This is a genomic window from Acinetobacter sp. WCHA45, from assembly GCF_002165255.2.
In the GTDB taxonomy this organism is placed as follows: Bacteria; Pseudomonadota; Gammaproteobacteria; order Pseudomonadales; family Moraxellaceae; genus Acinetobacter.
Genome location: NZ_CP028561.1, coordinates 2,190,033 through 2,204,000, shown reverse-complemented (window position 1 = coordinate 2,204,000; position 13,968 = coordinate 2,190,033). Strand labels below are relative to the sequence as shown.

The following is a 13,968-nucleotide window of genomic DNA, read 5'->3' as shown; positions in this document are numbered from 1 at the left end:
TTTGTAATGTAGTCTTTAACTGGAGTAGATCGGACTTAAAAAGGCTTGAATTTTTATCCATATTTACTAGTTCACTCCATATTTTTATTTACTTTTATCTAAAACGATCTTTTTTTTACAAATGAGAAAGGAGGGCGGTGTCCACTTAAGGCAAATTAAGATGTTTTTCATGCCCCCCATATCCTAAATCGTAACCCATGTAACACGATTCAAAGCCTCAATGTGTTACAGATAAATTTATATAAAACAATCTTGTAACCCATGTAACACTTGTAACCACTTAAAAATGGTAGATATCTGTGGCAGGATAAATATAGCTGTGGTTGATTAGATTTATCTAAACTAAGGTATTGATATATATAATATTATTTAAATAAAAGTTAATTTATATGTTATTGATATTCATACATATCTATATAGTAATAAGGAAAAACATATATAAAACAGTCTTGTAACCTATGTAACACCTGTAACATTCATAAAATTAATCATTTTATATATTGGCAAAACATACCATTTTTTAGAGTCACTAAGTTTTTTGCACCAATAAGAAACACAAAATGATACCCCCTCCCTACGACTTTTGACCAAGAGAAAATTTCATGGGGGGACGGTCTTTTTATATGTGAGGTTAGCGACTTTTGACCCCATATCCCCATTGCTGGGCTAGCTAGTCAAATGAATCTTGATAGTGGTTAGGTGACTGCATGTCAGTCAAAAATTTTGGAAAAGTATTTCCCCTTGCCAAAGGGAACATCACGGCAAAACCATCAATGTGGTTTTAATAGTGAGCATTGGCAGTTACGGCATTAATCTTCATCGACTATACTTAATGATTATCCCTTATTTTCAAAGAAGAGCATTTGATATGGATGGACTTCAATTACTTATTGAGCAACAAAACGAATTTGAAGCCTATAAAAGTGAGAAAGCTAGACAATTGGAGGAACATGTAAATCATCTAAAGTATTTGATTACAACAGAGTTCCTTTCTATCTGTCCTGATTTCGATCATGAGATTAAAGAAGAAAATATTTTATTGTTTAAGTACAAAGAATTAAATATTTCGATTCAAATAGTTAATCCTATAACTGAAAAACGCAATGAGAAAGAATACAACCTTGCTGAACGCTCCACAAAAAGATTAATTATTAAAGTAAGTATTCAACGTAAAATGAATGCGAAGTCAGAATACTTTGAAGTACTTGATGCAACTCAATATAAAAAAGATGGAGAGTATCTATATAAGTTTGACTCAAATACAACATCGAACTTTTTAGAATTGATTGATATGTTCTTCAAGCATGTAAAAAAGAATAAAGTTGAGTTTAAGCAAGATAGGTTTCCTTATTAGTCTGCGCATTGACTTTCGATCCAGTTTAAAGAGTAATTCAATCTATCATTAGACTATACCCAAAAGATAAATTGATAATTATATTCATCAATCTATCATTTAACTTGTTTACTTAGCTAAATGATAGATTTATCATAAACCTTATTAAGTGATAGTTATATGATAAGGACTGATAATATGACAATTCGTATTTATGTAAGAGCAAGTACCAAAGATCAAGATGCCGAAAGAGCATTAAATGATTTAATCCAATTCAGCCAAAGCTATGGCGATCAATACAGCACATACATAGAAAACTATTCAGGTACAAAGTTAGAGCGCCCAGAATTAAGCCGACTACTCAATGAAGCCAACAAGGATGACATCTTGCTAGTAGAGAGCGTGGATAGATTAAGCCGACTATCACAGGATGATTTCGCAATTCTAAAAGATAAGATCAAGGCTAAAGGTTTACGTTTGATCGTTGCTGATCTGCCGACCACACATACAACCAATGGCGGAATGACAGGCGAGATATTGAATGTGATTAATGCCATGCTCATTGATCTATTGGCAACAATGGCAAAACTAGATAATGACAAACGCAAGGAAAGAATTAAGCAAGGCTTGGCACGTTCAGGATATGTACCTACTGGAAAGAAAGCCAATACAGCAAAACATGAGCGCATCAAACAATTATTAAGCAAAGGCGACATGACGAAAGAAGAAATTGCAAAGGCTGTAAGTGTAGGAATTGCAACAGTTTATCGTGTAGCTAAGGAATAAGTAATAAGGATATGATTAAGGATATAATTCTATCTATGCAAATATAATTTATTTATATCAGTATCTTATTGATATGACCGAGTCCGACCCTCGGACCAAAATTCAAAGACCCCAAGCTGGTATTAAAGGCTTGGGGTTTTTTTAATACTTATGGTTTTTAATTAAAAATTATGTTTCAAGAATAAAGGTGAACAAAGAATTGAATCTTAGACTTCATATTGAAAGCATTTATAATTTTGAATTATTTAAATATTTTACATCATAATTGTTTCTAAAGCGTTTAATGTTGATTCTTGGCTCCTTTTAATATGAAATGTAGCCACACCTATTATTGGAATCTTAGTTGCTTTTATTTCAGGAATATTATTTCTGAGTGTGGATGCATTGATTGAGATATATGATGATTTGAAAGTTCAACAAATTTCCAAAAATTAGATTCCCTACGGAATTAATTTAAGTTTAAATTTCATGAAAGTTCACGTTTTGTTGCGAATTGGTTTAAGAATGAATTGCCTTTTATGTTAAATTTTGTTAATAGTGGGTGATGGTTTTGACATTTTTCTTAGTGATTTGTAAATAACCGTATAACGATAATACACGAGAGGCGGGCATGGCTATTCAACTATTAGAATTACAGCAAGCCGATAAGTTAAGTGCTTGTAAAATTTCGCTTTCTTTGGGTTTGAATTCTGAGCAAAATTTACTTGAACAATTTTTACAGTTCGACCGTAAATTGATGCAAGCCGATACTGCTTTGCTCGCATTCCATCAAGAACCCTACCTTTGGCATTGTTGCGCAGAAAAGTTACACGTAGTTGATATTTCAAAAATTAGTAAAAGTCTAAATACACTGTTTGTAAATGGTGATTTGATCGATCAACAACACCCGCAATATCAGAGTTTATTAGCCTTTCTAGCGCCATTTAAACGTAAAATACAAACTGCAATTGCAATACACTTAAGGCATCCAGATCAAACATCATTAGGATATCTGGTTTTATTTGATGATGTTGCACAAGACTTCAGCGAATTACAAAAACAATTACTTCAAGAGCACTGTATGAGTTTTATGCAGAAACTGGAGTTAAAGGTCAATCATGACCAACTGAAAGAATTATACGAGCAAGAAGCCGCATTAAACTTTAGTAAAACTAAATTCTTTTCGATTATATCTCATGATCTACGAGCACCCTTTCATGGTCTATTAGGTTTCTCTGAAATATTGGCAAAAGAGCGTGACACTTTAGATGAATCTAGCATTCAGAATATCGCGGACTATCTTTACGATACTTCTCAGTCGACCTATAACTTGTTGGAAAGTTTATTAAATTGGTCGATGGCTGAAGGCGGGCGCTTTGTTTACCACCCGATTAATTTTAAGCTACGACAGATTACCAATATTGTTACGGATGTCTTAAAAACACTGGCGATCAAGAAAAATATCCAGTTGATTAATGAAGTGGATGAAAATCTTAAAGTTTATGCTGATATGAATATGATCACTTCCGTGATTCAGAATTTAGTATCCAATGCGCTGAAATTTACTGATATTGATGGTTCTGGAAAAGTCTTCATTCAAGCTCAAACTCAAGGTAACTTTGTTGAAATTTATATTAAAGATACTGGCTTAGGGATGACTCTTGAGCAGATTGAAACGCTATTTCAGCCGAGAATCACGGTCAGTTTTAAAGGTACTGCGGGTGAAAAAGGGGCGGGTCTAGGGTTATCATTGTGCAAACGGTTCGTTGATCTAAATCATGGTGAAATTAGTGTTAGCTCGAATGAGGGTGAGGGCACAATCTTTAAAGTTGTCTTGCCTGCTGCAAACGAACAAATAGATTTATCTGTAGAACAGCATAAATCTAAAGCGAAATTAGCCTAAAGAGATTTTAAAGATAAGCGTGTAACTGATATAACTAATCCTAGATGATACGAGATTAGCCGAGCCTTTTTATATGAATGCGGAACAGCTACAGAAAACTTTAGTTGCCAGTCAATATGCTGAACAAGTTTTAAATTTATATCAAACACAATTAGAACAAGATTATTGCAAAGATCAATTTCTCCAATCACTTTCTACTGAAAGTATTCATGAAAAAGTTCAACAAGCTGTTGCTGATGTAACAGATGAGCACGCTTGGATGAAAGCATTACGAGTCTTGCGTGCAAAGTTGATGTTTCGCTGGATTTGGCAAGATGCTAATCAACTTACCAATGTGGTGACGCTGACACGTGAACTTTCAGATTTTGCTGATGCCAGTATTTGTGCTGCAAAAGCTTTTGCATTGCCGCCGCTCTTAGCTAAACATGGCGAACCGATTGGTTATTCAGGTCATTTACAAGATTTGATTGTGATTGGCATGGGGAAACTTGGTGCACAAGAACTTAACCTTTCTAGCGATATTGATCTCATTTTTGCCTTCGATGAACAAGGCGAAACCAATGGACGTAAATGTATTGATGTACAGCAGTTCTGCATTCTATGGGGGCAGAAGCTGATTTATCTGCTTGATCATATTACTGCAGATGGTTTTGTATTCCGTGTCGATATGCGCTTACGTCCGTGGGGCGATGGTTCAGCCTTGGCGATTAGCCACAGCGGGTTAGAAAAATATTTAAGTCAGCATGGGCGTGAATGGGAACGCTATGCTTGGATTAAAGCACGTGTGATTACAGGTGAGAAAGCTGGCGCAGAACTCATGGAAATGTCGCGTCCATTCGTTTTTCGCCGTTATGTCGATTATTCTGCTTTCGCTGCGATGCGTGAAATGAAAGCGATGATTGAACGTGAAGTCATGCGTCGTAATATTGAAGATGATATTAAATTGGGCGCAGGTGGTATCCGTGAAATTGAATTTATTGTTCAAGTTTTTCAGTTAATTTACGGAGGCTCGAAACGTGAATTACAAGATCGTCAATGTTTGGTAAGTCTACATCATTTGGGAAATGCTGAATTACTTGATCAACGGGCTGTAATTGATCTTGAAGATGCTTATTTATTTTTAAGACGGATTGAGCACGCGATTCAAGCACTCAATGACCAGCAAACCCAATCTCTGCCGACTGAACCTGAATTAAGACAACGCATGTTAGATACGTTAGGATTTAACGATTGGTCTGCTTTCTTAGCGGTTTTGAATCAAAAACGCGACAAAGTTAAAGTTCAGTTTAAACAACTTATTCAGGAAAAAGAATTTGTTGAGCCTGTAGATGACTTTGTTCAGCTTGAGCAAAAACTGAATACGGTATTGGATGATGGTGCAAAGAATCTAATTCAAAACTTTTGGCATGGACAAGCACTAAAAAAAATTCCCGCGAGTGCTTTAGAGCGCTTAAAGAAATTCTGGCCACACTTGATCGAAGCGATTTTACAGTCAGATCAGCCACAAGTCGCTTTGTTGCGATTAATGCCTTTGGTTGAATCTGTACTTCGCCGTACGGTGTATTTGGTCATGCTCATGGAAAGCCGTGGTGCTTTACAACGATTAGTTAAGATGGCGACGGTTAGTCCATGGATTTGTGAAGAGTTAGCACAATATCCAGTCCTGTTAGATGAATTCCTTTCTATGGATTTTGGTTTACCGCAGCGTAAAGACTTAGAAGATTCACTACGTCAACAATTATTACGTATCGAAATTGATCAAGTCGAAGATCAAATGCGCGTTTTACGTCTATTTAAGAAGAGCAATGTATTAACTGTTGCTGCAAGCGATGTTTTAGCTGAAAGTCCATTAATGAAAGTGTCAGATGCGTTGACGGATATTGCTGAAGTTAGCGTCCAAGCGACGCTTAATTTAGCTTATGAAGCGGTTGCTGAGCGACATGGTTATCCTTTAGGCAATAATGGTCAGCGTTGTAGTTTGGATAACAAAGGTTTTGCTGTGATTGGATATGGCAAGCTTGGTGGAATTGAATTGGGTTATGGTTCAGATCTAGACCTCGTTTTTATCCATGCTTTTGAAGAGCATAGTGAAACTGATGGTCGTAAAGGCATCAGCGGGGCTGAGTTTGCAATTCGTGTGGCACAAAAGTTTATGTCTTTAATGACGACGCAAACCTTAGATGGGCGTGTTTATGAAATTGATACCCGTTTACGTCCATCGGGTGAGGCGGGGATGTTAGTCACCAGCTTAAAAGCGTATGAGCAATATCAACAAAAAAGTGCGTGGCTTTGGGAACATCAAGCTTTAGTGCGCGCCCGTTCGATTGCGGGTGATTTCAATTTGTGTCAGCTATTTGAGCAGATTCGTTGTCAGATTTTGACTCAAAAACGAGATGAAAATGTCGTGCGTGAAGAAGTATTGAAAATGCGTCAAAAAATGAAAGACCATTTGGGATCGTCTTCTGAACAAAAAAAACATGGCATTTTTCATTTAAAACAGGATGCAGGTGGTATCGTTGACATCGAATTTATGGCACAGTATGCAGTGCTTGCATGGGGCGGGACGAATCCAGATCTTGCCCATTATTCTGATAACGTAAGAATTCTTGAAGATGCTGCTCGAGCAGGCTGCTTATCCAGTGAAGATGCCACAGCACTCATCCATGCTTATCTCCGTGAACGAGCTGAGAGCCACCGTTTAGCGCTTGCAAATCAATCTATGCAAGTCAATGCTGCGGATTGGCACGATACCCGAGAGATCGTTTGCAAGTTATGGCAAAGGTTAATTGATCCAACTGCAATAGCATTGGAAAGTGAATGATTGTGTAAAAATTTGGAGTATGTGCCATGAATTTGGCTGATCGTGATGGTTTTATTTGGCAAGATGGAAAATTAGTTGATTGGCGTGATGCAAAAATTCACGTCTTAACACACACATTACATTACAGTATGGGTGTTTTTGAAGGCGTCCGTGCTTATGAAACCCCAAATGGTACAGCAATCTTCCGTTTGCAAGATCACACTAAACGCTTATTAAATTCAGCAAAAATTTATCAAATGAATGTACCATTTGATCAAGCGACTTTAGAGCAGGCGCAGATTGATGTTGTGCGTGAAAATAAATTGGTTTCAGCTTATTTGCGTCCTCTCATTTGGATTGGCTCTGAGAAACTAGGAATTGCTGCAACAGACAATACCATCCATGCTGCTGTAGCAGCTTGGTCATGGGGTGCATACCTTGGTGAAGAAGCGATGGCACGTGGTATTCGTGTTAAAACATCATCATTTACGCACCACCATCCAAACGTGACGATGTGTAAGGCAAAAGCATGTGGTAACTATACCGTATCGATTTTGGCACACCAAGAAGTTGCACGTTCAGGTTATGACGAAGCAATGTTGCTTGATCCTCAAGGCTTTGTTTGTCAAGGTGCAGGTGAAAACGTATTCTTAATCAAAGATGGTGTTTTGCATACACCTGACTTGGCAGGCGGTGCGTTAGAAGGGATTACCCGTCAAACCGTAATTACCATTGCCAAAGACCTTGGTTATGAAGTGGTTGAGCGTCGTATCACACGTGATGAGTTTTACATCGCTGATGAAGCATTCTTTACTGGTACTGCTGCGGAAGTAACGCCAATTCGTGAATATGATGACCGTGAAATCGGTTGTGGTTCACGTGGCCCGATTACCACTGTTATTCAAAAAACTTTCTTTGATGCAGTACAAGGTCGTAACGATAAATATGCACATTGGTTGACTTATGTAAAATAAGATCAAACCAGATCAATTAAGCGAAGCTCAGGCTTCGCTTTTTTTATTGCTGAGTTGTCAATAGATTGCAACTAAATCATCATCAATCTTTCATTTAATTTGATTACGGTAAACTTTAAGTGCAATTAAAACAATAGAGAAGCAATGAAAATTACTGTTGTAGGTGCAGGTTATGTTGGCTTATCCAATGCTTTATTATTTTCAAAACAACATGATGTGATGGTCTACGATATTGATAAAACACGCGTAAAGAACATTAATCAGCGCGTATCTCCGATGAGTGATACCTGTATTCAAAACTATTTATCTGAGTCTAATATTGAAGCGACTTGTGACCAAGAGCTGGCTTATCAACAGGCTAAACTGATTATTATCGCAACCCCCACCAACTATAATCCTGAAACAAACTATTTCGATACATCGAGTATTGAAAACGTTATTCATAATATTCAAAAAATAAATCCTAAAGCGTTGATGTTGATCAAATCTACAGTTCCAGTTGGCTATACCAAGGAACTTTCTAAAAAACTTGCGTTAAATAATCTTATTTTTTCTCCTGAATTTCTAAGAGAGGGGCAAGCTTTACAAGATAATTTATACCCGTCACGGATTATTGTGGGGGAAAAGTCAAAGCGAGCTGAGAAAATTGCCAAGCTTTATTTGAAAGCAACCATAAAAAAAGATGCGATATTGTTATGTGTTGACTCAACGGAAGCAGAAGCAATTAAGCTGTTTTCAAATACTTATTTGGCGATGCGAGTTGCTTTTTTTAATGAGTTGGATACCTATTGTCTAAAAAACAAATTGAGTGCTTTAGATATGATTAAAGGGGTGGGGTTAGATCAACGCATCGGTGATCACTATAACAATCCATCTTTCGGTTATGGAGGTTATTGCTTGCCTAAAGATACCAAACAGCTTTTAGCTAATTATGATGATACTCCTCAAGAACTGATTTCAGCGATCATTCGCTCTAACCAGACTCGTAAGCAAGCGATTATTGAAGATATACTGAGTCGAAATGTCACTTGTGTTGGTATTTATCGATTAACCATGAAAGCCGACTCAGATAATTTTAGAGAGTCAGCTGTACATGATGTGCTGAGTGGTTTGGCGGATGCAGGAATCCAAGTCGTGATCTATGAACCCACATTGGGTGTGAAAGCGTACCTTGGTCATCCTTTAATGTCGAGTCTACAAAAATTTAAAGCAATCTCTGATTTGATTATTGTCAATCGTATGGTGCCGATGTTTAGTGACGTGATGGAAAAAATATATACACGAGATTTATTTGGGATAAATTAGCGCTTAAATGATTAAACAAAACTATAAACAATCCTCCTAGTTTGGTGAATTAATAATAATTTTTTTGATAACGCCTATGCTAAGATAGCCCAATATTCAGTGCATATTGTTTTAAAACGCTTGGTACGAAAATCGCAACGCGAAAATAATATCTAAGGCATTAAGGTTATCAGATGGTAGACATTCAACAAGATTCAGCAACTCATGAAGACAATATTATTTTGTGCATGAAATGGGGAACCAAGTACGGTGCGGAATATGTCAACCGTTTGTATAATATGGTGAAACGTCACCTGACCTTACCCTTTAAAATGGTTTGCTTGACTGATCGTACAGAGGGAATTGACCCAAATGTACAATGCTTCCCAATCCCTCCTTTAGATTTGCCAGCAGGTGCGCCTGAACGTGGCTGGAACAAGCTTTCAACCTTTGAACCAGATTTATATGGTTTAAAGGGCAATGCACTTTTTCTCGATCTTGATGTCGTGATTATTGATAATATTGACTGCTTCTTTCAGGAAAAAGGTGAGTTCCTGATTATTCATGACTGGAAACGTCCTTGGCGCATTACAGGCAATAGCTCAGTCTATCGTTTTAAGTTGGGCGCTTTCCCTGAAATCTTGCCTTATTTCCGTGAGCATTTTGATGAAATCCGTCAAAAGTTCCGTAATGAGCAAGCCTATTTATCATGGTTCGTTGATGCACATGGAACTTTGAGTTATTGGAACGAAGATTGGTGTAAAAGTTATAAATATCATTGTTTACAAAAGATTCCATTAGCATATGTGAAGCCGCCAGTAAAACCGAAAGGTGCAAAAATTATTATTTTCCATGGCGAAATTAATCCGCCCGATGCCGTAAATGGTGGTGGTGGTAAATGGTATCGTTATGTATTGCCTTCGGATTGGATTAAGGACGCTTGGCAGTAAATCTGTATTTATGGAAGGTTTTGATTTATGAATCAGGGTTTACATCCGCTTGATATCGTCATCGCATGGGTCGATGGGAATGATATCTCTCTGAAAAATAAACGCCGTCAATTTATGAATCAAAACGAACCATCAAATGCTTTGGATGACACTCGTTTTGCAAGCAACGATGAAATCTATTTTTGCATCGCCTCAATTCTTAAGTATGTTCCATATGCAGGCACGATTTATCTCGTGACGGATCAGCAAACACCTTTGTGGTTAGACCAATTTTCCCAGCAAGGTTTATGTCCTGCTGAAAAAATAAAAATTGTTGATCATCAAGAATTATTCCGTGGTTATGAGTTTGCTTTACCAACATTCAATTCATTAAGTATTGAAAGTATGTTGTGGAATATTGAAGGGATTTCAAATCATTTTATTTATCTGAATGATGATTTCTTTTTCAATCAACAGTCTGATTTAAGTGATTTTCTTATTGATGGTCAGATGGTGATATATGGACATTGGCAAGCAACACTCATCAAGAAAATGAAATATATTTTCCGAAAATTCTTACAGCAGAATTTTGGAAGGGTAGCTGAAGCGAAATATTCAACGGCTCAAATGTTGAGTGCAGATCGCGTGGGAATGACCAGATATTACGAAATTCATCATCGCCCTCATATTCTCAGTCGTGATTTGCTCAGTACTTTCTTTAAGAATAATAAAGAGCTTTTAGACCAGCAAATTCAGTTCAAATTTAGGAACATTGATCAATTGTTACCAGTGGGATTGTCTAATCATTTAGCGATTCAATCTGATCAAGCCATTTTAAAAGATGATATTGATATTGCTTATTTAAAAGATGGTCGTGATTTGGAAAAATTTATATTAGCTTTATCTAATTCTGAGATTAAATTTGGCTGCATACAAAGTCTAGATCAATTGGAATCATTAGCTGAAGGACGCATCCGAGCCGCACTGATTCAAAAATTTACAGGGTTTTTACCTAGCCAAATTCAACCGACTACTGTGGTCTAAACAAAGGAAAGCAAATGAAAGTTGAAACGTATTTAATTAACCTTGATGGTAGTCATGATCGTTTGCAAAATGCGACCACACAGTTAGGGCAACAAGGCTTCCCATTTGTACGTTTTGCCGCATATGATGGTCGAGGCAAGCCATTATCTGAATTTAATAACTATAACGATACTAAGGCAAACCAGATCATGGGACGAAGTCTGATCAGCTCTGAACTGGGCTGCTATTTAAGTCATGTGGGGTGTGTGCAGAGGTTTCTGGAAACAGATGCAGATTACCTGATAGTGCTGGAAGATGATTTAAAGATTGTTGAGGACTTTGCCAATACGGTGAAAGATATCCTTGACTATTTAGATCAGCATAAAGAACTGGATTGGTATCTAATCAATCTTGGAGCAAAAAAAAGAAAGTTATCTAGACATATTGCTTCTATTCGTAGTTATGACTTGATTAGAGCATATTATTTTCCAATTAGGACGATTGGTTTAATCTGGTCCAGAAAAGGGGCGGAAACATTCTTAAGAGAGGGACAAGAAATGTATGCTCCAATTGACAACTTTTTACAGTCATGGTTGAGCCGAAATGGAAGAGGATTGTCGGTGTGGAAACCATTGGTTTATCCAGGAGGTTTTATTAGTGACATTGATGGTGGCGGAAATTCTGGAAACATCAATAAAGCGAGAAATGCGAAAGAAGATAGAAGTATTTCATATAGCTTTAGGAGACAAAAGCGTATGTGGCGTGATCGCATGTATGCACTGAAACATCTGGTAATAGATAAGTAATAACGATTTAATTTTTAAATGATTAGGTAAAGGTGTGAGACAATGAGTGGTCAATTTATAGAAATAGTTAATATTACTTCTTGTGAATTACCTATAGCTAGTCAATTTAAAAGAATTTCTCCAAGAAAAGAGAGCCTAAAACCTCAAGATTATGATGAAAAATTTGATTCGACAACCTTAGCATTTGATGTGTTTATGTCTGATGATAAAGTGGTGCTTTCGGGGCCACCTGCTTATGGGCTGGAGGATTTTTTTAAGCAGGAAAATTTTTATTTGGATGGACAACCTGTCTATTGTGCACCTCAAACCCAGCGACTTGATCGTACTCAGCGTAACTGGTTGATTACTGAAACAAATGCTCAGCAACTCAAATGGATATATGCAGATGTTGAGTTTAATATTTCTATTAATCAACATTGCCATGATTTATTTAGGAATAAAAAAGTTTTATTTACATTGTCAAAAAATAATAAGTTTGAATGGATAGGGGACTGGATAAAATTCTATAAAACAGTTCATCATATAGATGCAGTTCTCTTTTATGATAATAACTCAGATAATTATACATTAGAAGAACTAAAGGAATACTTAATTAAAGAAAATCTAGGCGTTGATGTTATTTTAGTTCCCTGGAATTTTAAATATGGCCCACAAGGTGGAGCATCAACTGGTTTAAAAAATGCTCCCTGGGACTCTGATTTTTGTCAATATGGAATGATGGAACATGCAAAGGAGCGTTTCCTGAAGTATGCCATGGGGGTAATTAATGTTGATATAGATGAGCTAATTATTGCTCCTAATGGTCCATCAGTTTTCAATGAGTTAGAGCAAAATCCTGCCTTACATATTTCAGGTAAATGGATTGAATCTATTCCTCTGGATGAAAAAGCCCCTATTCGTTTTAATAATTTTTTTTATTTTGATAGGAAAAATTATAAAAGTGATCACAAGTGGTGTATTAATCCACAAAAAATTGATTATATGGCACAATGGAAAGTTCACACTGTTAAAGTAAAGGAATTAAAATTAAGCCATAATTTTTATTATCTTCACTATAAAGGAATTAATTATAACTGGAAAATAAAAAGAGCGGATTTTATACGATTTGATCCTGAAATACATCGTCTGGATGAATCCCTGTATGAAATTGTATCTAAGGTTTTTCCTAGTATTAATAGACCTGAATTAAAATATAATCTTACTCTAAGGGAGAAGTTAAAAAAACTGTTTTAGTATCTCTAGTGAAATGTCCTTTTCTAGTTTTCTGGCAAAAAACATACCACTTGATTTCATTCTGTTAAAATCATTTTCATTTAAAGTTCTGGGGAAGTCAGGGCCTGAATTCCAGTCTATATAACGAATAAAACTTTCAGACATGTTGTTTTTTGCTTTGATTCTATCTGATAATTCTGAATTAAAGAGGATAGTATGGAAGAATAATTCATCTCCACATAAAGATGTTTTAAATAATTCTATATAAGCTGGATGATTATCTAAATATTTAAAGATATAACCTATTGCCTGATGGCTTAAAGTAAACCATTGGCTGCCTTTATATAATTTTGGCAGATTGTCTAATTCATTTATTCTTAAGCCAAGTTTAAATAATTTTCTTTGCCATTTGCAACTTAATTGTTCTTTAAAACTTCTATGCTTCTTAAAAAAAGCTTTGCCATGTTGATACTTAACTCTAGGCTCTGGCTTGCAAGCAGGATGTTTATCCAGATCTAAAAATTCATAAGGATGATGTTCTAAGTAATTGTGAAACAGGGAAATATCTTGTAGAGGAATGTCATCTCCTGATAGTAATGTGAAATAGCTATAGTTATAGGCTCCTGCTGCTTTTAATAGACTAAGTGTAGCTTCAATTTGAGAAAAGTGACCCCATAAGACATTAATTCTATCCTGTATAAAGTAAAGTTGGGGGTAGTGTGAGAATTCATTTATAAAAGGATCTAGGTCTGCTTTTTGATCTACATGTACTAGGACTATACTATCGGGATTGTTGCATAGAGCACTCAAGAGAAATCTTAAAGGATTGGTGATTTGATGGCACTGGATTCCATAAATGTATTTCATTCTGATTTCATTCTTGGTACACAATTTCCTCCCTATGCTAACATAGTGTTAATTTCATACAAATAATTTAAT

Annotated in this window: 11 protein-coding genes; 10 read left to right on the top strand and 1 reads right to left on the bottom strand. The window is 36.2% G+C overall.

Going from position 1 to position 13,968, the window contains the following annotated elements; translation table 11 throughout:
* Positions 1 to 787 precede the first annotated feature (787 nt).
* The 10 genes from CDG55_RS11960 (at position 788) to CDG55_RS11915 (ending at position 13,050) form a co-directional block, all read left to right on the top strand.
* Positions 788 to 1,354: a hypothetical protein gene (locus CDG55_RS11960; protein WP_228252557.1), complete on the top strand. Its 567-nt coding sequence runs from the start codon at positions 788 to 790 to the stop codon at positions 1,352 to 1,354.
* A gap of 177 nt (positions 1,355 to 1,531) precedes the next feature.
* A complete protein-coding gene (locus CDG55_RS11955) occupies positions 1,532 to 2,119 on the top strand; it encodes a recombinase family protein (protein WP_087535660.1) in 588 nt (195 codons plus the stop codon).
* A gap of 610 nt (positions 2,120 to 2,729) precedes the next feature.
* Entirely contained in the window at positions 2,730 to 4,001 is a 1,272-nt protein-coding gene (locus CDG55_RS11950) for a sensor histidine kinase (RefSeq protein ID WP_087535661.1), read from the top strand.
* Positions 4,002 to 4,074: 73 nt separating this feature from the next.
* Entirely contained in the window at positions 4,075 to 6,822 is a 2,748-nt protein-coding gene (gene glnE / locus CDG55_RS11945) for a bifunctional [glutamate--ammonia ligase]-adenylyl-L-tyrosine phosphorylase/[glutamate--ammonia-ligase] adenylyltransferase (RefSeq protein ID WP_087535662.1), read from the top strand.
* A 26-nt stretch (positions 6,823 to 6,848) separates the two neighbouring features.
* Positions 6,849 to 7,775, top strand: coding sequence for a branched-chain amino acid transaminase (locus CDG55_RS11940; protein ID WP_004664837.1), 927 nt, complete (start codon positions 6,849 to 6,851; stop codon positions 7,773 to 7,775).
* Between the two features lie 144 nt (positions 7,776 to 7,919).
* Complete coding sequence (locus CDG55_RS11935) at positions 7,920 to 9,080, top strand: nucleotide sugar dehydrogenase (protein ID WP_087535663.1); 1,161 nt, start codon at positions 7,920 to 7,922, stop codon at positions 9,078 to 9,080.
* 173 nt (positions 9,081 to 9,253) lie between these two features.
* A complete protein-coding gene (locus CDG55_RS11930; protein ID WP_087535664.1) occupies positions 9,254 to 10,009 on the top strand; it encodes a glycosyltransferase in 756 nt (251 codons plus the stop codon).
* A 27-nt stretch (positions 10,010 to 10,036) separates the two neighbouring features.
* Positions 10,037 to 11,032 carry a Stealth CR1 domain-containing protein gene (locus CDG55_RS11925; RefSeq protein WP_087535665.1) on the top strand — a complete coding sequence of 332 codons (996 nt, stop codon included), beginning with the start codon at positions 10,037 to 10,039 and terminating at the stop codon, positions 11,030 to 11,032.
* Positions 11,033 to 11,046: 14 nt separating this feature from the next.
* Positions 11,047 to 11,817: a glycosyltransferase family 25 protein gene (locus CDG55_RS11920; RefSeq protein ID WP_087535666.1), complete on the top strand. Its 771-nt coding sequence runs from the start codon at positions 11,047 to 11,049 to the stop codon at positions 11,815 to 11,817.
* Positions 11,818 to 11,859: 42 nt separating this feature from the next.
* The gene (locus tag CDG55_RS11915) at positions 11,860 to 13,050 is read left to right on the top strand and encodes a glycosyltransferase family 92 protein (RefSeq protein WP_087535667.1); all 1,191 of its coding nucleotides are present in this window, start codon (positions 11,860 to 11,862) and stop codon (positions 13,048 to 13,050) included.
* On the opposite strand, the gene CDG55_RS11910 is transcribed toward CDG55_RS11915, so the two are convergent.
* Positions 13,033 to 13,896, bottom strand: coding sequence for a beta-1,6-N-acetylglucosaminyltransferase (locus CDG55_RS11910; protein ID WP_087535668.1), 864 nt, complete (start codon positions 13,894 to 13,896; stop codon positions 13,033 to 13,035). The genes CDG55_RS11915 and CDG55_RS11910 overlap by 18 nt on opposite strands.
* Between the last annotated feature and the right edge of the window lie 72 nt (positions 13,897 to 13,968).